Here is a 21183-nt window from a genome sequence, read left to right as displayed (position 1 = left end):
CATAAAATAATAAAAAATGATATGGATATGCTTTTATAGAATAAGTTAAGGAGAGATAGTGACTTTATAAACATAAATAAAAAAACAGAGGCAAATAATGCCTCTGTTTCAGAGCGTAAAGAGAGTGAATAAATTATTTAATTAGCAGAATGACTATCATCATTTTTTGTCAGCATTCTTTCTACTTGGTCACCCCCTAAATGACGGAAGTCATGACCCTTAACGTAGTAGAAGATAAACTCACAGATATTTTGGCAACGATCGCCAATACGTTCGATAGAACGAGCACAGAATAATGCCGTCAGTACGCTCGGGATAGTGCGAGGATCTTCCATCATATAAGTCATTAATTGACGAACAATACCTTCATATTCGTTATCAATTTTTGCATCTTCACGATAGACTCGAATAGCTTCTTCTAAGTCCATACGAGCGAAAGCATCAAGAACATCATGGAGCATTTGTATCGCATGTTGGCCTAAGGACTCTAAACTTACTAGCAGTGGTTGATGTTGATGTGAAAATTTCTCAAGGGCCGTTTTACAGATTTTTTCTGCCACATCACCAATACGCTCTAATTCGGCGATAGTTTTAGAAATCGCCATAATAAGGCGTAAATCACTGGCGGTGGGCTGACGTTTGGCAATGATACGCATACAGGCATCATCAATGGCAACCTCCATCATATTGACTTTTTGATCACCTTCAATCACTTCATTGGCTAATGCTTGGTCTTGGTTATGCATTGCGGTAATGGCTTTTTTTAATTGCTCTTCAACTAAGCCACCCATGACCATCAGTTCTGTACGGATATGCTCTAACTCAGCGTTAAATTGACCAGAAATATGTTTATTGTGGTTTAAATTATCCATGATTTGCCTCGTTATCAGCCATAACGCCCAGTGATGTAATCTTCAGTTTGCTTCTTCGCTGGACGAGTAAATAATGTATCCGTATCACTGAACTCGATTAATTCACCCAAATACATAAATGCAGTGTAATCAGAACAACGTGCAGCTTGCTGCATATTGTGGGTGACGATCACCACGGTATATTCGGATTTTAGTTCACTGATAAGCTCTTCAATACGACCTGTAGAGATAGGATCGAGTGCAGAGCATGGCTCATCCAGTAATAATACTTCAGGACGGATAGCAATACCGCGTGCGATACATAAACGTTGCTGCTGTCCCCCAGAAAGACTATAGCCACTTTGATGTAATTTATCTTTGGTTTCATTCCATAATGCGGCTTTGGTCAGCGCCCACTGAACGCGTTCGTCCATTTCAGCGCGAGACAGTTTTTCAAATAAGCGTACACCAAAAGCGATATTGTCATAAATCGACATTGGAAATGGTGTAGGTTTTTGGAATACCATGCCTACTTTTGCGCGTAATAGCGCAATATCTTGCTTATCTGTCAGAATATTGTTGCCATCTAACAAGATTTCACCTTCAGCACGCTGTTCGCCATAAAGCTCATACATTTTATTAAAAGTACGCAGTAAAGTGGATTTACCACAGCCAGAAGGGCCGATAAATGCCGTTACTTTATTTTTGGCAATATCTAATGAGATATTTTTCAGCGCATGGAACTTACCATAGTAGAAGTTCAAGTCACGAACTTGGATTTTGTTTCCAGCGTTATCATTAGCCATAGTCATTCAACGTTCTCTCTTGCTTAACTTTCTGCGTTAGCCATGCTTATTTTTAGCAAACAGCACGCGCGCGATAATATTGATAAATAGAACACAGAGGGTGATCAGTAATACGCCAGCCCAAGCAAGCTCTTGCCATTGTGAGAAAGGGCTCATGGCGAATTTAAAGATAGTCACAGGTAAGTTGGCTATCGGTTCGTTTAGATCTGTGCTCCAGAATTGGTTAGATAGTGAAGTAAATAGCAGTGGTGCTGTTTCACCCGCAATACGCGCAATCGCTAATAATACGCCCGTGATAATACCTGATACGGAGGCTTTTAACGTGATTTTAGCGATCATCTTCCACTTGGGCGTCCCTAATGCATAAGCTGCTTCCCGTAAGCTATCAGGGACTAACTTCAACATATTTTCCGTGGTGCGAATAACAATAGGTATTTGTAATAACGCTAATGCCACAATACCCGCCCAACCAGAAAAGTGCTGCATTTGTGCCACCACAATGGTATACACAAACAGTCCAACAACAATCGATGGGGCTGATAATAAAATATCGTTGATAAAGCGTATGACTTCCGCTAACCATGAACGACGTCCATACTCAGCAAGGTAGATACCCGCTAAGATCCCCAAAGGAGTACCAATGACCGTCGCCCATAAAATAAGTAGACCACTACCCACAATGGCGTTAGCTAATCCGCCACCATCGGTGTTAGGGGGTGGCGTCATTTCTGTGAATAAGGCCCAAGACATGCCATCAAAGCCTTTGGTTACTGTAGAAAACAAGATCCACATTAACCAGAACAGACCAAATGCCATGGTAGAGACAGATAAAAACAGTGCGATACGGTTTTTTTGACGACGCCAAAGTTGGCGTTTATGGCGTATATGCAGTTCTTTTTCTGTTTGAACTTGTAATGAAGAAGAGGATGTTTTAGCCATCTTAACGTGCTCCTTCATTCTTAGATAAACGTAGTGTCATAAACTTAGAAATCGCAAGGACGATAAAGGTAATGACAAATAAAATCAGACCTAATTCCATTAATGCAGCGGTATGAAGACCTGTTTCTGCTTCGGCAAATTCGTTGGCTAATGCAGAGGTAATACTATTGCCCGGCATAAAGAGTGATGCAGAGTCTAACTGGTAGGTGTTACCAATAATAAAGGTCACAGCCATAGTTTCCCCGAGCGCACGACCTAATCCAAGCATCACACCACCTATCACACCGTTTCGGGTATAAGGTAAAACGATATTCCAAATCACTTCCCATGTGGTACAGCCGATACCGTAAGCGGATTCTTTCATCATCACCGGGGTCTGTTCAAATACATCACGCATTACAGACGCGATATAAGGGATGATCATAATTGCGAGGATAACCCCTGCTGCTAATATACCGATACCAAACGCAGGACCAGAGAATAACTCACCGACAATAGGGACTGATGAGAGCACATTGCCAACAGGCTCTTGGAAGTATGTGGCAAAGAGCGGCGCAAAGATAAAGAGTCCCCACATACCATAAACGATACTTGGAATAGCGGCTAATAACTCAATAGCGATACCTAATGGGCGCTTTAGCCAATTGGGTGCCAGTTCTGTTAAAAAGAGTGCAATACCAAAACTCACCGGAACCGCAATGATCAGGGCAATAATTGAGGTAACGACAGTACCGTAAATTGGTACTAAAGCACCGAATTCCTGTGCGGGTGGATCCCACTCTTTCGTCCACAAGAATGACAGACCAAATTGTTGAATACTTGGCCATGAGGCGAAAATCAGTGAAACAATGATACCTGCTAAAAGCAAAAGTGTAATTAACGCAGCTAGTCGAACTAGTGCGCTAAAAATAACGTCCCCTCGTTTACTCGGGGCCTTTATTACCGTTGTATGCTCGGCCATAAAGCCTCTTTAATTTATTACCCCCTGTGTTGCAGGGGGTGAACGTTAATCTATTTTTTAATGGTAACCCTTTGGTTAGTAAATTGGTTTACCATTACTGTCTTTGATGCTTGTTTTCCAAGCGGCACGAATTTGTTCTACCACTTCTTTTGGCAATACGGCGTAATCAAGATTTTTCGCTTCATCATTGCCTTTTTCATATGCCCAGTTAAAGAAATTCAGTACTTCTTTTCCTTTAGCCGCATCTTTTTGCGTTTGATGCACTAAAATGAAGGTAGTAGAAGTAATTGGCCAGGCATTTTCGCCTTTTTGATTCGTTAGGTCTTGTGCAAAGCTCTTACTCCAATCAATTTTTCTCGCTGCTGCGCTAAAACTATCGGCAGTAGGAGGAATAACTTCGCCATCTGCAGTGACTAATTGAGTATATGCAAGATTGTTTTGTTTTGCGTAAGCGTATTCAACATAACCAATTGAGCCTGGTAGACGTTGAACAAAGGCTGCGATGCCATCATTTCCCTTACCACCTAAGCCTGTAGGCCATTTAACGGTAGAGCCTGCGCCTACTTCATCTTTCCATGCGCTATTTACTTTAGATAAGTAGCTAGTAAAAACGAATGATGTGCCTGAACCATCAGCACGACGAACAACAGCAATGTTTTGGTCAGGTAGATTGAGTTTTGGATTTAGTTTAGCTATAGCAGGATCATTCCATTTTTGGATCTTGCCTAAGTAGATATTCCCGATAGTCTCACCGTCTAAGACAAGCTCACCGGATTTAATACCTGAGATATTGACTGCCATCACCACACCACCGATGACAGTTGGAAATTGGAATAAACCGTCAGCCTTGAGTTTTTCATCAGCTAATGGTGCATCAGAAGCACCAAAATCGACAGTATTAGCAATGATCTGTTTTACACCACCAGAAGAGCCTATGCCTTGGTAGTTAACTTTGTTGCCAGTTTCTTTTTGATAGCTATCTGCCCATTTTGCATAAACTGGAGCAGGGAACGTTGCGCCAGCACCAGTCAGTGAGGTCGTTGCCTGTGCAGAAAGAGCCGTCATTGAAAGTGCAGCGGCAATGACACTGGTCAGGGTGGTACGCATCAGTTTCATAATCCCTCCTGTGGGATAGGTAGAATAACTTTTCGACATCTATCAACTTCGGTTACGGTACGCACAGACAATAGGTCAGTTAGATGACAATTAAATGTCTTAATTGTGACAGTTTTATGACAAAGCAGAAAAAGAGTGAAAATAATGCATAAAAATAGGTGAGAAAAAATAAGAAGGGCGTTAACGTTAAAAAGTGAGGATATTAATCATCTTCGTCTTCTTGCACTTTTAACGGAAAGTTGGCACGGATCAGTAACCCGCCTTTCGTGCTATCGCCGAGTTCGACAAAGCCACCATGGGCATCCATGATCCGACGAATAATAGATAGACCTAAACCCGCACCGGTTGAACTTCGTGCTTGTTCCCCTTGAACAAAGGGTTGGAATAAACGTTGTCTATCTTCTTTGGCAATGCCTGGACCATCGTCTTCAACTTGAAACCAAGCATATTCTTCATTTTGATTACTTGTGATGCTTATCCAACCATGTCCGTAGCGTGTGGCATTAACAATCATATTGGTAAGCGCCCGTTTGACGGCAATTGGGTTTGCTGTGATATTGATAGGATAAGGGTATAAATGCTCTTCGCTGACTTTACCTGAGTTAGATTCAGCGCAGATCACTTCTCGCAATAGACCATTCATATCACATAATTCTAAAGACATCTCTTTGCCTGTGCGCATATAGTCTAAAAATTGACCGATAATGGCATCGCAATCTTCAATATCTTTATTGATAGAATCAGCAAGATAACTATCTTCAGGACTCATCATTTCTGTAGCAAGACGAATACGCGTTAACGGAGTGCGTAAATCATGGCTTACCCCGGCCATCACCAGTGTTCTATCATTATCTAATGAACGAATATCTGATGACATTTGATTAAATGCTCGAATAATTGAACGCATTTCAGCAGTGCCTGATTCAGGTATTGGTGGAGGGATCACCCCTTTACCAATGCGTCGTGCTGCATATTCAACTTCATGCAATGGACGATTTTGAAAACGGTTATATAACCAGAAAAATGCCACTACGATGATGATAAAAATAATGGCTTGCCGATAAACGGGTAATAAGAAATTTTGCCCTAATTCGGTAAGTGGTACGCGTATCCATAGCGTGGGTGAGAGTTGGGTATTAATCCATAAAATAGGATACTCTAGGGGGTTTTCTAGCCAAATCGTCGTATCACTATTGAGATAATCCGTCATCTGCTGGCTAAGTTCTAAATCTTCTCTTGCCCATTCTAAACCAGCTTTTAAAGCGGCGTCTTTATCAAAGAATGAGATACCTAACTCGTTGTAAATTTTATTACGTAGAGCGGGAGAAATTTTAAGTGGGGTGCCATCGACTAAGATCAGTTCTTCCGGTACTAGCGTACGAATTTCATACGCTAATACCTTATTAAATTGCTGGAGGCTTGGCCCGACAATAAGTTGCTGTACAACAACATAACTGGCTATCAAGCTAAAAAAAAGTAATGAGATAACCAGAAATAGAGAGCGAGTGAGCTTATTGTGGGGTGAAAGCCTCAGCCTTCTCATTATGATACGCTCGTTCCATCAGGTACAAAGACATAACCCAGTCCCCAAACCGTTTGAATATAGCGAGGATGGGTGGGATCTTCTTCAATCATGCGACGTAAACGAGAAATTTGCACATCAATAGAACGCTCCATCGCACTATATTCACGACCTCGCGCCAGACTCATTAATTTATCACGTGATAATGGCTCTCGGGGATGTGAAACAAGGACTTTTAATACGGCAAATTCACCACTGGTCAAAGGCATATGTTGATCTTCGTGGAACATTTCCCGCGTACCGAGGTTAAGCTTAAATTTACCAAATGAGACAATCGCATTATCTTGTGAAGGTGCTCCCGGTAGTTCGTTGGCTTGGCGACGAAGCACCGCACGAATACGGGCTAATAGCTCTCTTGGGTTAAATGGTTTTGAGATATAATCATCAGCACCAATTTCAAGTCCGACAATTCTGTCAACTTCTTCCCCTTTGGCAGTCACCATAATAATAGGGATAGGATTGTTTTGGCTTCTCAAGCGACGACAAATAGATAAGCCATCTTCGCCAGGAAGCATTAAGTCGAGGACAATAAGATGGATAGATTCGCGAGTAAGTAAACGATCCATTTGATCGGAGTTTGCCGCGGTGCGGATTTGAAAACCCTGCTCTGTCAAATAGCGCTCTAATAGTGAACGTAGACGTAAATCATCATCCACAATCAGCACTTTATAACTGTCTTGCATCTTTAAGCTCCCGAAGTGCAAATGCTTTTATTAGCGAATTCTATCATTGATAAGAATATTAAACCAAAAACAAAGAATAAATATTAATGATTTATAGGCAAAACTTGTTCTGACTTTGTATCTTAGAATATCACACTATTTATTTATCTTATTCCGAATAATATTTGATAGATAATACGCAGTAATTAACGATGCCACCTGGCGTTTGCACGCTAACTTCATCATCCACTTTTTTACCGATCAGCGCTCTCGCGACAGGGGAATCAATAGAAATCCACTGTTTTGCTGGGTCAAATTCATCAGGGCCGACTAGTCTAAATGTCTTAATGTTCTCATCATCGTCTTCAAGGGTTACCCAAGCGCCAAAATACACTTTTCCTTCTTGACGAGGATCTGGGTCAACAATTTTTAATTCATCAAGACGTTTGGATAAAAAACGAACTCGTCGGTCTATTTCACGTAATCTTTTTTTACCATAGATATATTCAGCATTTTCCGAACGGTCACCTTGAGCCGCTGCTTCAGAGACCGATTGAGTGACGCGAGGACGCTCTTCTTTCCAAAGATATTTTAGCTCTTTATCCAAGGCATGCCAGCCATCACGAGTAATATAGTTACTTTTTGCCATTACCAATAAATACGATCATCAACATTGAATTTCATACAGATACTATAGCGCGAATCACAGAATAATCTGTTATTTTCCTCATAAATGTCATGCTTGGCCTATAATAAGCGGAATTTTTTTCTTATTGCGCGTGTATAATAGCCATCTTTTTTAACCACTCCTCTCGGTAGGTAAATATATTATGAATGAATCATTAAGCCGAATTATTGCACAAGAGCTATCAGTAAAGCCCCAGCAAGTACTTTCGGCCATTACGTTACTGGATGAAGGGAATACGGTGCCTTTTGTGGCCCGTTACCGAAAAGAGGTAACTGGTGGGTTAGATGATACTCAGCTTCGTCAATTGGAAACCCGCCTGAGTTACTTACGGGAACTCAATGATCGTCGCCAAACTATTTTAAAATCAATTGAAGAGCAGGGGAAACTCACAGAAGAATTACGCTCTTCGATTAATGAGACGCAAAGTAAAACAGAACTTGAAGATCTCTACCTTCCTTATAAACCGAAACGTCGTACTCGTGGGCAAATTGCAATTGAAAATGGCTTAGAGCCATTAGCTGATTTGTTATGGAATGAACCACAACATACTCCTGAAGACGCAGCAAGTGCATATATCAACCCTGAAAAAGGAATAGATGATAGTAAAGCAGCCTTAGATGGGGCTCGCTATATCTTAATGGAACGTTTTGCAGAAGATGCTGGATTATTAGCTAAAGTTCGCCAATATTTATGGAAAAATGCGCATCTTGTTAGCAAAGTTGTTGACGGAAAAGAAGCAGAAGGCGCTAAATTTAGCGATTATTTTGATACTCATGAGCCGATTGCTCATGTACCTTCTCACCGTGCATTAGCGATGTTTCGTGGTCGTAATGAAGGTATTTTGCAGTTATCACTTAATCCTGATCCACAATTCGAAGAAGCCCCCAAAGAGAGCTATGGCGAACAGTTGATTACGGAGCATTTAGGTTTACGTCTTAATAATCAACCTGCGGACAGTTGGCGTAAAGCCGTTGTCAGTTGGACTTGGCGTATAAAAGTGTTAATGCATCTTGAAACTGAGTTAATGGGTCAGTTACGTGAGAAAGCGGAAGATGAAGCCATTAATGTGTTTGCACGTAACCTAAAAGATCTCTTAATGGCCGCACCTGCAGGTATGCGAGCTACGATGGGGCTAGATCCTGGTTTACGTACTGGGGTTAAAGTCGCGGTGGTGGATAGTACCGGTAAGCTGATTGCGACAGATACTATTTATCCTCATACCGGACAAGCGGATAAAGCCGCTGCTAGTGTAGCGGCATTATGTATTAAGCATAATGTAGAATTAGTGGCGATTGGTAACGGTACTGCATCACGTGAAACAGAGCGCTTTTTTGCTGATACAGTAAAACGCTACCCAGAAGTTAAAGCACAAAAAGTGATCGTGAGCGAAGCCGGGGCATCGGTTTATTCGGCATCAGAGCTGGCAGCGAAAGAATTTCCGGATCTGGATGTTTCTCTTCGTGGCGCTGTTTCTATCGCTCGTCGCTTACAAGATCCATTGGCGGAATTGGTAAAAATTGACCCTAAATCTATCGGGGTGGGTCAATATCAGCATGATGTGAGCCAAACATTATTGGCAAAAAAATTAGATACTGTTGTTGAAGACTGTGTAAATGGTGTCGGTGTTGATTTAAATACAGCCTCTGTACCGCTATTGACGCGAGTGGCGGGGCTTAGCCAATCTATTGCTCAAAATATTATTGCTTGGCGTGATGAAAATGGCCGTTTTGTGGATAGAAAACAGTTACTCAAAGTGGCGCGCTTAGGGCCTAAAGCGTTTGAGCAGTGTGCGGGATTTTTACGTATTCGTGATGGTAAAAATCCACTTGATGCCTCAACGGTTCACCCTGAAGCCTATCCTATTGTTGAAAATATCTTGCAATCAATACATCAAAAAATTGATCAAGTCATGGGCAATAGTGCATTACTTTCACAAATCAATGCCAGAGAATTTGTCACCGAGCAGTTCGGTTTACCTACCATTAATGACATCTTAAAGGAGCTTGCTAAACCGGGGCGTGATCCTCGACCTGAGTTTAAAACAGCCACCTTTGCCGAAGGTGTTGAAACAATGAATGATTTAGTCAGTGGTATGATATTGGAAGGTACTGTAACTAATGTGACTAATTTTGGTGCCTTTGTAGATATTGGGGTACACCAAGATGGATTAGTGCATATTTCATCACTGTCGGATAGATTTGTTGAAGATCCCCATACTGTGGTAAAAACCGGCGATATTGTGAAGGTAAAAGTCCTTGAAGTCGATTTACCGCGTAAACGTATTGCGTTAACCATGCGTTTAGATGAAGTGGCTGCTGATAGTGATCATAAACGCCAGTCAGTGACTAAGGATAATGCTTCTAAACATAGTCGCGGGCAAAAACCGACCAGAAACCGCCAATCAAATACGGGTAACAATGCAGGTAATAGTGCGATGAGTGATGCATTGGCCGCAGCATTTGGTAAAAAACGCTAATATCTTATAGGCAGCCATCAATCTCAACGTGAAGTAATAAATTGTATTACTTCACGTTTCATAACTATTCACTCAATCTATGGTTTGATGAATAAAAAGCCAAAAGTAATCAGCAATTAAATTATTTTGTTAATATAAAATATACTTTTAGTCTTTTGTCTGAGTCTGCTTTTATCTAACTTAAGGTATATTGCTAATATAATAGATAGAATATGACGTATTTTATCTTTATATTCATTTGTTGTTTCTTTTATCAACATTTTTCTATTTTCCCTATGGGTGATTAATTTTATATTAAAAATAAGTTGATCCCATTATTAACCTTACTACTGTTATGGTTTAATGGCGGGTAAAATAGAAACGTAAATTAAAATTTATCTTATTTTATTGTTCGTCATAGGATTTGCACAACAAAAATCAATGACGATAGGTTTATTTCACCGATATTGGATGATGAAAATGACATTTAATAAATTATCATTAGGGGTAGTTTTACTTTCTGCTTCATTACTAGCAGGTTGTGCCTCAGAATCTTCTCGCTCTTTAGAGGTTGCTAAAGTGGCTACCTATAATACGACTTACTCAGGACCTAAGAGTGCCATTGCTATTGGTAAGTTTGATAACCGTTCTAATTACATGAATGGTATTTTTTCTGATGGTGTGGATAGATTGGGTAATCAATCTAAAACGATTTTAATTACACATTTACAACAAACAGGCCGTTTTAATGTTTTAGATCGCGCTAACTTAACGGAGTTAACACAAGAAGCGAAGATTAAAGGCCAAAGTCAGCAATTAAAAGGCGCAACTTACGTTATTACTGGTGATGTGACAGAGTTTGGTCGCAAAGAAGTAGGTGATCGCCAACTATTTGGTATCTTAGGACGTGGAAAAACCCAAGTTGCTTATGCCAAAGTGAACTTAAATGTTGTGAATGTGAATACCTCTGAAGTGGTGTTCTCTACGCAAGGTGCGGGGGAATACGAGCTTTCTAATCGTGAGATTGTTGGTTTTGGTGGCACAGCAAGTTATGACTCAACACTTAATGGTAAAGTGCTTGATTTAGCCATTCGTGAAGCGGTGAATAATTTAGTTGTAGGGATTGAAAGCCATGCTTGGCAGCCTGAGCAGTAACCCCAATTTTATAAGGATATAAAAATGTCAAAATCATTGCTGGGGTTGCTATTTGCCTCGTTGTTATTGGTTGGGTGCCAAGCGCCAAAGCCTCTTTATAACTGGGATAGTTATCAAACGGTGGTATATCAATATTATCAACAAAGTGAAAGTGATCCTCATGCGCAAATCGATGCATTGAAAAAAAGCATCGAGGTTGCCCGAGCAAAATCATTAGGCGTTCCACCGGGGTTACATGCACATTTGGGCATGTTATATGTGACCACTGGCGCATTAGACTTAGCCATGAGTGAGTTTGATCAGGAGAAAACTCTTTATCCTGAATCAGCAAAGTTTATGGATTTTCTGATGAAAAATAAGGGAGCACAAAAATGAATCGCATTTTAACGTTAGTTTTTGTGGCATTTGCTTTTGTGTTATCAGGATGTGCAGAGCCAGTCAAAACAGACTATACCGCCTTTAAAGCAAGTAAACCAAAAAGCATTTTAGTGCTGTTACCTAAAAATCAGACTCCAGAAGTAGAAGCTGCCCATAGCTTTTTATCTCAAGTGACTTATCCTTTGGCGGAAGCTGGCTATTATGTTTTTCCTGTCGCGGTTGTTGAAGAGACCTTTAAACAAAATGGTTTGTCAACGGGAAGCGATATCCAAGCGGTGAGTCCTAGTAAGTTACGTGAGATTTTTGGTGCGGATTCTGTGCTCTATTTGGATGTCACCCAATATGGTACTTCTTATCAAGTGATCGCCAGTGAGACGCGTGTCAGTGCCAGTGCTAAATTGGTTGATTTACGTAATGGTGCCTTACTGTGGAGTGGACATGCCAGTGCATCGAGTGCAGAAGGGGATACAGCATCGAATGGTTTGGTGGGCATGTTAGTTTCTGCAGTAGTGACTCAAATTGTTGATACTATTGCAGATAAAAGTCACGAAATTGCAGGAGTAGCAAGTGTGCGTTTACTCTCTGCTGGACATGCCAATGGGATCTTATATGGTCCTCGCTCTCCCCACTATGAAAAAGAGGGACAATAACAGTTTGTTATAGTGATTACTCTTTTAAAAGACGCGGTTTATATTGTAAATATAAGCCGCGTTTTTATTTATCTATTATAAATAATAATTATTCTTATTTATATTGGGTGATTTTATCTGCATTTTATATAAACAGCGTGCGACTACTGATTTGAGAGTGAAACATTAAGGGGGGGAAATGATATATCGCAGAGAACTAACCATCCTTGGTTGATTGTCCATTTCCTTCCGTGGCGCATAATCCTTAATTCGGAATATATAAAGAGACGATTAAATAAGAGAAATATCAGAATGAATGCGAAAAGGTAATGGGGAGTGCTATCTTTCCTTGTAATATAGCGACCTTTATTCTTTTACTGAGCCTCAAATTTAAATCAAAACACGACTTAATTGGATATTAATCAATGTTTAAATATAGAGTATGTAATATTATAAATTAGGTAAAGGGCTAATTATCATTATAATTATAACTATCGAATTATGAGAGAATAAAAATATAATAAAATTAATAAAACGATATATTTATTTATTTTAAAGTGTATTTTGAGTAATATATTTTTTTTAATGTGTTATAAAAATAATCGAAAAAAGATGTGTCATTAAAATGTGCTACTAACATATTGAATAAACTTAAATTATTCATAAATAAATTTTAACAGTAATACTATTTCCGTTTAATGTGATCTATATCATATTTTTTACTTGAGTGATTATTTACAGATAGAGTGAAAAGATCAAAAACAGGATCTTTTTTTCTCTCGTGTTCAGTTAAGCATTTATTGGTTACACTATTATTTCTGGTGGTCATAATGTCTGTTGGCTGGTATGGCACATCGGCGGTTCACTTTTGGAAGGTAGAAGCATGTCAGAACAAACAATTATTTGGGATCTTGACCTGATCCATAAGTATAACTATTCAGGTCCGCGCTACACATCATACCCAACGGCATTGGAATTTAATCAGCAATATAGTGATGCGGATTTCGAACAAGCAACAAAGCGTTATCCCGAACGACCTCTGTCACTGTATATTCACATTCCTTTCTGCCATAAGTTATGTTATTTCTGCGGTTGTAATAAAATTATCACGCGCCATAAACATAAAGCTGATGAATATCTTGATGTTTTAGAAAAAGAAATTATTAATCGCGCTCGCTATTTTAAAAATAGAAAAGTGACCCAAATGCATTGGGGGGGCGGTACTCCCACTTTTCTTGATAAACAGCAAATTAGTCGCTTAGTCGCCTTATTAAGACAACATTTTCATTTTGTGGAAAATGCTGAGCTCTCTATTGAAATTGATCCCCGTGAGATTGAGTTAGATGTTATTGATCATTTACACAATGAGGGATTTAACCGCCTAAGTATGGGGGTGCAAGATTTTAATAAAGAGGTGCAACAAAAAGTTAATCGTGAACAAGATGAAGCATTTATCTTTTCATTAGTAGCAAGAGCGCGTGAAGTGGGCTTTCATTCTACCAGTATTGATTTGATCTATGGGCTACCTAAACAGACTAAAGAAAGTTTTGCTTTTACGTTAAAAAAAGTGATTGAATTGTCCCCTGATCGCTTAAGTGTGTTCAATTATGCACATTTACCTAATTTATTTGCCGCACAACGTAAAATTAAAGATGAAGATTTACCACTTGCAGAAGAAAAGTTAGAGATCTTGCAAGAGACTATCACCACACTCACCACAAATGGTTATCAGTTTATTGGTATGGATCACTTTGCTAAGCCTGATGATGAATTAGCGGTTGCACAACGCCAAGGTATTCTACATCGTAATTTCCAAGGATATACCACTCATGAAGAGTGTGACTTATTGGGAATGGGCGTTTCAGCTATCAGTATGCTGGGTGATCACTATGCGCAGAACGAAAAAGTGCTAAAAGAGTATTATGCTCGCGTAAATAGCGAAGGGCATGCGTTGTGGCGTGGACTCTCTCTAACTCATGATGATTGTATTCGTCGCGATGTTATTAAGACCTTGATTTGTAATTTCCATCTTAACTTTACTGAGATTGAAAATCTATATCAGCTTGATTTCCAAGATTATTTTAAAGAAGACTTAGCATTGCTTGCACCAATGGCAGAAGATGGATTGGTGGAGATCAGCGCAGAAAAAATTCAGGTCACTCCAAGAGGACGTTTATTGATCCGTAATATTTGTATGTGTTTTGATACTTATTTACGTAATCAAATGCGCCAACGCCAATTCTCTCGAGTGATTTAGTGGGCAAAAATAAAAGGGAGGGGAGTGACTTAAAACTCCTCTATACCTAACTCTTTTAATTTACGTGTCAGCGTATTTCTTCCCCATCCTAATAAACGTGCAGCATCTTGTTTATGGCCTTTTGTATAGGAAAGCGCACTGAGTAGTAAGGTGCGCTCAAATTGCGGTAGAGCATCATTAAGAATATTTTCTTTGCCTTCACTGAATACCTCATCCGCCCATAATGAAAGATGTTGTGACCAATGTTGAGAGGAGACTCGAGGTATCGATTTGCTCTTCTCATCTGATTGGCGGATCTCTTGAGGTAAATCTTGCGGCATAATCTCTTGGCTAGCGGTCATAACCGTTAACCAACGACATACGTTTTCTAATTGTCTGACGTTACCTGACCAGTGGTATTCCATCATGCAATGTAAACTTTGCTGGTGGAGCACTTTGGTTTCAACACCAAGCTCTCGAGCGGTTTTTTGGAGAAAATAACGCGCTAAGCTTGGAATATCTTCTGTTCTATCACGCAGTGGAGGTAATTGAATACGTATTACATTGAGTCGATGGTAGAGATCTTCACGAAAATCACCTTCCATTACACGTTTTTCTAAGTCTTGATGAGTCGCGGCAATAATACGTACATCGACTTTTACAGGGGCATAACCGCCAACACGATAAAATTGACCTTCAGCCAAGACGCGTAATAAGCGGGTTTGAATATCCAGTGGCATATCGCCAATTTCATCAAGAAAGAGGGAACCGCCATTTGCTTGTTCAAAACGACCTTGGCGTACTTGAGATGCACCAGTAAATGCCCCTTTTTCATGACCAAAAAGTTCTGATTCAATTAAGTCTTTGGGAATAGCCGCCATATTGAGTGCAATAAAAGGGGCTTGTGCTCTCGGACTATGGCGATGAAGAGCATGTGCAACTAATTCTTTACCAGTACCCGACTCGCCATTGATAAGCACACTAATTGATGAGCGAGAAAGGCGACCAATAATGCGATAAACCTCTTGCATCGCAGGGGCTTCGCCAATCATGTCAGAGACAGATTGAAGGTTATTTTCTGTTGTATTAGGTTGTTTTTGCTCTCGATAGTGCGTAATAGCACGATGAATGAGTGCAAGTGTATCATCAATATCAAAAGGCTTGGGGAGATAATCAAATGCCCCTTGCTGATAAGCATTTACCGCGGCATCAAGATCAGAATGCGCTGTCATGATAATAACCGGCAACGTAGGGTGTTGCTCTTTAACGCTTTTTAATAGAGATAAACCATCAATATCAGGCATACGAATATCTGATAATAATACATCGGGAAGTTCACTATTGAGTGCACTGAGGACGTCATTAGCGTGTTCGAAGGTTTTACATGTAAGGCCTTCTCGTGTAATAGCTCGCTCAAGCACCCAGCGAATAGAGCTATCATCATCGACAACCCATATATTTCCTTTTTGCATTGGTTATCTCCTATTTTATTGGCAAGTAAATAGAAAACTCGGTATTTCCCGGCCAACTGGTAAACTCAATTTTACCGGCGTGTTGGTCGACTAAGCTACGTGCAATGGATAAACCAAGGCCATTTCCGCCTTCTCTGCCACTGACCATCGGGTAAAAAAGCGTGTCTTGTAGATGAGGAGGAATACCCGCGCCAGTATCAATCACATCAATGCGAGCCACTAGTCGATGACGTTCACCCTGCAGTGTGACTTGGAACGCTGTTCGGGTTCGCAAAATAATAGTTCCCCCAGTTTTCTCCACTGCCTGTAATGCATTGCGGGTAATATTTAACAATACCTGCTCAATCTGATCCGGATAGTGTGAAAGCTCAGGTAGACTAGGATCGTAATCTTTGAGTAAGGTGACATTTTCAGGGCATTCTAATGTGATAAGTTGTGCAACACGCTCTACAACATGATGAATACTCTGAAAGGTTTTGGTGCCGGGATGTTGTGGGCCGAGTAACCTATCCACAAGCGCTCTTAGGCGATCGGCTTGTTCAATAATGACTTGGGTATACTCAGTCAGCGCAGGATCAGGTAATGATTTTGCTAATAATTGAGCCGCCCCTCGTAATCCACCGAGTGGATTTTTAATTTCATGTGCCAGTCCCCTAACCAATTCCCTAGCCGCCATTTGTTGTGCTTGTTGTATCTGCTCTTGGCTTAACCGGCGTTGACTATCCATAGGCGCCAGCTCCAACAAAATGTGTTGCTCGGAAATAGGCTGGGCACTGAGCGACATAGTGTGTGATTGGTTATTAATAACCAAAATCACTTCGTTATCAGTGAAGCTTTGCCCATTTGCTAATGTTTCACGCATTAACTGTTCATCAAAAGAGGAATAACTAAACAGTGCGCTAAAAGGGGTTTCAAATAATTTGCGACGACTTTGAGCCAGTAATTGCAATGCAGCATGGTTTGCATAGCAAATAATAAACTCTTGGTTGATAACCAATACTGAGTGGATTAATGAATCCAAAATAAGTGTGTTATCAGGTAAATCCGCCGTTTCCATATTGAATACTCCCATTGCACCATTTTAGTGCATCTTACCTTTTTTTTCATAAATGAACAGATGCGTAATTTATTAACAGATGCCTCATTAGAGAGAAAAGAGCCCATCCGAAGATGGGCAAAATAGCTTCACGGCAACAAAAAAATCATAAGCAAAGTAAGTACTTTAACTATTGTGCGTTACGCACTGTAATACATTTCAAATTCAAGTGGATGTGGTGCCATACGAACACGCTGCACATCAGTACGTAATAGCTCAAGATAAGCGTCTAAAGCATCATCAGTGAATACACCGCCACGGGTTAAGAATTCACGGTCATTATCAAGGGCATTGAGCGCCTCTTCTAATGAACCTGCCACTGTTGGGATCTCTTTAGCTTCTTCTGGGGGTAAGTCATAGAGGTTTTTATCCATGGCATCACCTGGGTGAATTTTATTGATAATACCATCAAGACCTGCCATTAATTGAGCTGCAAATGCAAGGTAAGGGTTAGCTAAAGGATCTGGGAAACGCACTTCGATACGGCGTGCTTTCATGCTAGCGACTACCGGAATACGAATGGATGCTGAGCGGTTACGGGCAGAATAAGCCAGCATAACAGGGGCTTCAAATCCCGGCACTAAGCGTTTATATGAGTTAGTGGTTGGGTTAGTAAATGCGTTTAATGCACGAGCATGTTTGATAATACCACCGATGTAATACAGCGCCATTTCAGATAATCCGCCATATTTATCACCAGCAAATAAATTGACACCATTTTTAGACAGTGACATGTGGCAGTGCATACCTGAGCCATTATCACCCACTAAAGGTTTTGGCATAAAGGTCGCGGTTTTACCAAATACGTTAGCGACGTTTTGTACTACGTATTTATAAATTTGAGTTTCATCTGCTTTTTTGGTCATGGTATTAAAGCGGGTTGCCACTTCATTTTGACCTGCAGTTGCGACTTCGTGGTGGTGTGCTTCAACCACTAAGCCCATCTCTTCCATGATATTACACATGGTCGAGCGAATATCTTGTGAGGAATCAACCGGAGGGAGAGGGAAGTAACCTCCTTTTACCATTGGGCGATGACCTTTGTTACCTTCTTCATATTGTGTATTGGTATTCCATGCTGCTTCAATATCATTGATGGCATAAGAAGCACCAGAGATATCATTTTTAAAACGAATATCATCAAAAAGGAAGAATTCAGGTTCAGGGCCAAATAGGACGGTGTCAGCGATACCACTTGATTTTAAGTAGTCTTCTGCACGTTTTGAGATAGAGCGCGGGTCACGATCGTAACCTTGCATAGTGCCTGGCTCTAAAACATCACAACGAATAATTAATGTTGGATCTTGGAAAAATGGGTCAAGCATCGCTGTTGTAGCATCAGGCATTAGCACCATATCTGATTCATTAATGCCTTTCCAACCACCAATAGAGGAGCCGTCGAACATTTTTCCTTCTTCAAAGAAATCATCGTTAACTTGATGCGCCGGAATAGTAATATGTTGTTCTTTACCGCGGGTATCAGTGAAACGTAAGTCAATATATCTAACTTTATGTTCTTCAATCATGGATAACACATGTTCAAGGGACATAGTAACTCTCCTGGCGAATGGTTTTATTAAGTGCAGTGGCCTTACACATTTTTCGGTGAATTTTTTGCTCACCTAAACTCTATTGCGAAAAGCATGCCAACTTATCTAAAAAGGGATATATACTGTATTGATGAAGTTTAGTGTAGAATATCCCCCGTGATTTTTTAATTATTGCACAAATTTGGTGCAAATTAAGTCTGAATAGTTGCACAATTTTGGTGCAATCGGTTCAAGACGACTTATTTCTGAGGCGTGAAAAGGATCACAATTCAATTAATTGCATATTGTTAAGCAATCATTATTGTGATCTTGTTTAGTCTCTCGTCTAAAGCGTGTACAATAACACGCTTATTTCTACAATGCCTGAGGCAAATTTTGTGATCGAAAACTTGCGTAATATCGCCATCATCGCCCACGTTGACCATGGTAAAACTACTATTGTCGATAAATTACTACAGCAATCTGGCACGTTCGGTGAACGTGAAACCGTTGCTGAGCGCGTGATGGACTCTAATGATCTCGAAAGAGAGCGCGGAATTACTATTCTTGCGAAAAATACAGCGATTAAATGGAATGACTATCGTATTAATATCGTAGATACCCCAGGACACGCCGACTTCGGTGGTGAGGTAGAACGCGTTATGTCTATGGTAGACAGCGTTCTATTGCTGGTTGACGCGATGGATGGCCCAATGCCACAAACTCGCTTTGTGACACAAAAAGCGTTTGCTAACAACTTAAAACCTATCGTTGTTATCAACAAAGTTGACCGTCCAGGTGCACGCCCTGATTGGGTTGTTGATCAGGTCTTTGATCTGTTTGTTAACTTAGGTGCGACTGACGAACAACTGGATTTCCCAATTATCTATGCATCAGCATTAAATGGTATTGCGGGAACAGATTATAATGACATGGCTGATGATATGACTCCATTATATGAAGCTATCGTCAAATATGTAGAGCCGCCAAAAGTCGATCTGGAGGGGACCTTCCAGATGCAGATTTCTCAGTTAGATTATAATAACTATCTGGGTGTTATCGGTATTGGCCGTATTAAGCGCGGTAAAGTAAAACCTAATCAACAAGTGACTATCATCGATAGCGAAGGTAATACCCGCAACGGTAAAGTAGGTAAAGTATTAGGTCATTTAGGCTTAGAGCGTATCGATGTTGACGTTGCAGAAGCTGGCGACATCATTGCGATTACAGGTTTAGGTGAATTAAATATTTCTGATACGATTTGCGAAGTAGGTGCTGTGGAAGCATTACCTGCATTAGCCGTTGATGAGCCTACTGTTAGCATGTATTTCTGTGTTAATACATCACCATTCTGTGGTCGTGAAGGTAAGTTTGTTACTTCTCGTCAGATCTTAGATCGTCTGAAAAAAGAGTTAGTTCATAACGTAGCACTGCGTGTTGAAGAGACTGAAGATCCAGATGCATTCCGTGTATCAGGTCGTGGTGAATTACACCTATCAGTACTGATTGAAAATATGCGCCGTGAAGGTTACGAATTAGCCGTATCTCGTCCGAAAGTTATCTTCCGCGAGATTGATGGTCGTAAACAAGAGCCTTTCGAACAAGTCACTATCGATATTGAAGAGCAGCACCAAGGTGATGTGATGCAAGCGATGGGTGAGCGTAAAGGTGAAATGCGCGACATGCAACCAGATGGTAAAGGACGTGTACGTTTAGACTACATTATCCCTAGCCGTGGTTTAATTGGCTTCCGTACTGAGTTTATGACGATGACATCAGGTACTGGTTTACTGTACGCAACATTCAGTCATTATGACGATGTGCGCCCAGGTGAAATCGGTCGTCGTAATAATGGTGTGATGATCTCTAATGGTCAGGGTAAAGCTGTTGCTTACGCGCTGTATAGCTTACAAGATCGTGGTAAGTTATTTGTTACTCATGGTGCAGAAGTTTATGAAGGCCAAGTTATTGGTATTCATACTCGCTCTAATGACTTAACAGTAAACTGCTTAACAGGTAAAAAACTGACAAATATGCGTGCTTCTGGTACGGATGAAGCGACAACGCTGACGCCACATATCAAGCAAACATTAGAACAAGCATTAGAGTTTATTGATGATGATGAATTAGTGGAAGTGACTCCACAATCTATTCGTTTACGTAAACGTCATCTTTCAGAAAACGATCGTCGTCGTGCTTATCGTAGCAAAGACTAATTTGTTATTCTGATAATATAATTCTTAGGGCGCGTTAAGCGCCCTGAGTTTATAAAACCCCCGTCACTTCTGTGAAGTGATCCCAGCTCTACCCTTGCGGTATCGAAAAATTACAGTGCGTACCTGATAAGAGCACCAATCAACGGACTAGAGATTTTTCGATTGCACCATCGAAAGAAGCCCAACCTAACCAGAAGTATCCAACTTAGCTAGTTGCACGAGCTAAGGCACAATAACCGATCATGGAGAAAAGCAAAGACAAGAAGATGTTGTCGCTTCGCTCTGTTTTGATTAGTACCACATTGAGGCATTAGGTTTTTATGCTAAATGCTATAAGTCTTTCATGTGACGTTTTATCGCCTCTTCACTTTCAGTAAGCCAGGCATCTCGTGGTTCTTGGTCTTCTTGCTCC

Annotated in this window: 17 protein-coding genes; 6 read left to right on the top strand and 11 right to left on the bottom strand. The window is 40.5% G+C overall.

The features are described 5' to 3' along the window. Window positions 1-137: 137 nt before the first annotated feature. The 8 genes from phoU to greB all read right to left on the bottom strand — a co-directional run bounded on the left by phoU (window position 138) and on the right by greB (window position 7566). Window positions 138-872, bottom strand: coding sequence for a phosphate signaling complex protein PhoU (gene phoU, locus ACYUCW_RS00235; RefSeq protein ID WP_004246786.1), 735 nt, complete (start codon window positions 870-872; stop codon window positions 138-140). Between the two features lie 14 nt (window positions 873-886). Further along, window positions 887-1663, bottom strand: coding sequence for a phosphate ABC transporter ATP-binding protein PstB (gene pstB, locus ACYUCW_RS00230; RefSeq protein ID WP_004246787.1), 777 nt, complete (start codon window positions 1661-1663; stop codon window positions 887-889). 30 nt (window positions 1664-1693) lie between these two features. Then, window positions 1694-2596, bottom strand: a complete 903-nt coding sequence (gene pstA / locus ACYUCW_RS00225) for a phosphate ABC transporter permease PstA (protein ID WP_004249075.1) — start codon at window positions 2594-2596, stop codon at window positions 1694-1696. A gap of 1 nt (window position 2597) precedes the next feature. Further along, entirely contained in the window at window positions 2598-3557 is a 960-nt protein-coding gene (pstC, locus tag ACYUCW_RS00220) for a phosphate ABC transporter permease PstC (protein WP_004246789.1), read from the bottom strand. A gap of 75 nt (window positions 3558-3632) precedes the next feature. Then, entirely contained in the window at window positions 3633-4673 is a 1041-nt protein-coding gene (pstS, locus tag ACYUCW_RS00215) for a phosphate ABC transporter substrate-binding protein PstS (RefSeq protein WP_004246790.1), read from the bottom strand. A gap of 202 nt (window positions 4674-4875) precedes the next feature. Then, complete coding sequence (envZ, locus tag ACYUCW_RS00210) at window positions 4876-6216, bottom strand: two-component system sensor histidine kinase EnvZ (protein WP_460408021.1); 1341 nt, start codon at window positions 6214-6216, stop codon at window positions 4876-4878. Further along, complete coding sequence (gene ompR, locus ACYUCW_RS00205; protein ID WP_004246792.1) at window positions 6216-6938, bottom strand: osmolarity response regulator transcription factor OmpR; 723 nt, start codon at window positions 6936-6938, stop codon at window positions 6216-6218. The genes envZ and ompR overlap by 1 nt, the downstream gene beginning before the upstream one ends. Window positions 6939-7086: 148 nt before the next feature. Continuing rightward, the gene (greB, locus tag ACYUCW_RS00200) at window positions 7087-7566 is read right to left on the bottom strand and encodes a transcription elongation factor GreB (RefSeq protein ID WP_004246793.1); all 480 of its coding nucleotides are present in this window, start codon (window positions 7564-7566) and stop codon (window positions 7087-7089) included. Between the two features lie 181 nt (window positions 7567-7747). Here greB and ACYUCW_RS00195 point away from each other — a divergent pair, with 181 nt between their 5' ends. From ACYUCW_RS00195 to hemN, 5 genes are all read left to right on the top strand, one after another. Beyond that, entirely contained in the window at window positions 7748-10081 is a 2334-nt protein-coding gene (locus ACYUCW_RS00195; protein WP_004250050.1) for a Tex family protein, read from the top strand. 453 nt (window positions 10082-10534) lie between these two features. Then, on the top strand, window positions 10535-11215 hold the full coding sequence (locus ACYUCW_RS00190; RefSeq protein ID WP_370685671.1) for a CsgG/HfaB family protein: 681 nt from the start codon (window positions 10535-10537) through the stop codon (window positions 11213-11215). A 24-nt stretch (window positions 11216-11239) separates the two neighbouring features. Next, on the top strand, window positions 11240-11590 hold the full coding sequence (locus tag ACYUCW_RS00185; protein ID WP_004246796.1) for a DUF4810 domain-containing protein: 351 nt from the start codon (window positions 11240-11242) through the stop codon (window positions 11588-11590). Then, window positions 11587-12243, top strand: coding sequence for a DUF799 domain-containing protein (locus tag ACYUCW_RS00180; protein WP_004246797.1), 657 nt, complete (start codon window positions 11587-11589; stop codon window positions 12241-12243). The genes ACYUCW_RS00185 and ACYUCW_RS00180 overlap by 4 nt, the downstream gene beginning before the upstream one ends. 862 nt (window positions 12244-13105) lie before the next feature. After that, on the top strand, window positions 13106-14479 hold the full coding sequence (gene hemN / locus ACYUCW_RS00175; protein WP_004246798.1) for an oxygen-independent coproporphyrinogen III oxidase: 1374 nt from the start codon (window positions 13106-13108) through the stop codon (window positions 14477-14479). Window positions 14480-14508: 29 nt separating this feature from the next. On the opposite strand, the gene glnG is transcribed toward hemN, so the two are convergent. The 3 genes from glnG to glnA all read right to left on the bottom strand — a co-directional run bounded on the left by glnG (window position 14509) and on the right by glnA (window position 18576). After that, window positions 14509-15930: a nitrogen regulation protein NR(I) gene (gene glnG, locus ACYUCW_RS00170; protein ID WP_196557344.1), complete on the bottom strand. Its 1422-nt coding sequence runs from the start codon at window positions 15928-15930 to the stop codon at window positions 14509-14511. A 10-nt stretch (window positions 15931-15940) separates the two neighbouring features. Then, the gene (gene glnL, locus ACYUCW_RS00165; protein ID WP_004249083.1) at window positions 15941-16987 is read right to left on the bottom strand and encodes a nitrogen regulation protein NR(II); all 1047 of its coding nucleotides are present in this window, start codon (window positions 16985-16987) and stop codon (window positions 15941-15943) included. A gap of 179 nt (window positions 16988-17166) precedes the next feature. After that, entirely contained in the window at window positions 17167-18576 is a 1410-nt protein-coding gene (gene glnA / locus ACYUCW_RS00160) for a glutamate--ammonia ligase (RefSeq protein ID WP_004246801.1), read from the bottom strand. Between the two features lie 359 nt (window positions 18577-18935). Between glnA and typA the strand changes: the two genes are divergently transcribed. Beyond that, window positions 18936-20771, top strand: coding sequence for a ribosome-dependent GTPase TypA (gene typA / locus ACYUCW_RS00155; protein ID WP_004246802.1), 1836 nt, complete (start codon window positions 18936-18938; stop codon window positions 20769-20771). Window positions 20772-21183: the final 412 nt, after the last annotated feature.

This window comes from Proteus sp. MB838 (genome assembly GCF_054767435.1).
The sequence above is the reverse complement of the archived record's forward strand: the minus strand, read 5'-3'. Positions and strand labels throughout refer to the sequence as shown.

Excerpts from the sequence above, each read along its gene's own strand:
- phoU (WP_004246786.1), bottom strand. The coding sequence starts at position 872 with ATGGATAATTTAAACCACAATAAACATATTTCTGGTCAATTTAACGCT.
- pstB (WP_004246787.1), bottom strand. The coding sequence starts at position 1,663 with ATGACTATGGCTAATGATAACGCTGGAAACAAAATCCAAGTTCGTGAC.
- pstA (WP_004249075.1), bottom strand. The coding sequence starts at position 2,596 with ATGGCTAAAACATCCTCTTCTTCATTACAAGTTCAAACAGAAAAAGAA.
- pstC (WP_004246789.1), bottom strand. The coding sequence starts at position 3,557 with ATGGCCGAGCATACAACGGTAATAAAGGCCCCGAGTAAACGAGGGGAC.
- pstS (WP_004246790.1), bottom strand. The coding sequence starts at position 4,673 with ATGAAACTGATGCGTACCACCCTGACCAGTGTCATTGCCGCTGCACTT.
- envZ (WP_460408021.1), bottom strand. The coding sequence starts at position 6,216 with ATGAGAAGGCTGAGGCTTTCACCCCACAATAAGCTCACTCGCTCTCTA.
- ompR (WP_004246792.1), bottom strand. The coding sequence starts at position 6,938 with ATGCAAGACAGTTATAAAGTGCTGATTGTGGATGATGATTTACGTCTA.
- greB (WP_004246793.1), bottom strand. The coding sequence starts at position 7,566 with ATGGCAAAAAGTAACTATATTACTCGTGATGGCTGGCATGCCTTGGAT.
- ACYUCW_RS00195 (WP_004250050.1), top strand. The coding sequence starts at position 7,748 with ATGAATGAATCATTAAGCCGAATTATTGCACAAGAGCTATCAGTAAAG.
- ACYUCW_RS00190 (WP_370685671.1), top strand. The coding sequence starts at position 10,535 with ATGAAAATGACATTTAATAAATTATCATTAGGGGTAGTTTTACTTTCT.
- ACYUCW_RS00185 (WP_004246796.1), top strand. The coding sequence starts at position 11,240 with ATGTCAAAATCATTGCTGGGGTTGCTATTTGCCTCGTTGTTATTGGTT.
- ACYUCW_RS00180 (WP_004246797.1), top strand. The coding sequence starts at position 11,587 with ATGAATCGCATTTTAACGTTAGTTTTTGTGGCATTTGCTTTTGTGTTA.
- hemN (WP_004246798.1), top strand. The coding sequence starts at position 13,106 with ATGTCAGAACAAACAATTATTTGGGATCTTGACCTGATCCATAAGTAT.
- glnG (WP_196557344.1), bottom strand. The coding sequence starts at position 15,930 with ATGCAAAAAGGAAATATATGGGTTGTCGATGATGATAGCTCTATTCGC.
- glnL (WP_004249083.1), bottom strand. The coding sequence starts at position 16,987 with ATGGAAACGGCGGATTTACCTGATAACACACTTATTTTGGATTCATTA.
- glnA (WP_004246801.1), bottom strand. The coding sequence starts at position 18,576 with ATGTCCCTTGAACATGTGTTATCCATGATTGAAGAACATAAAGTTAGA.
- typA (WP_004246802.1), top strand. The coding sequence starts at position 18,936 with ATGCCTGAGGCAAATTTTGTGATCGAAAACTTGCGTAATATCGCCATC.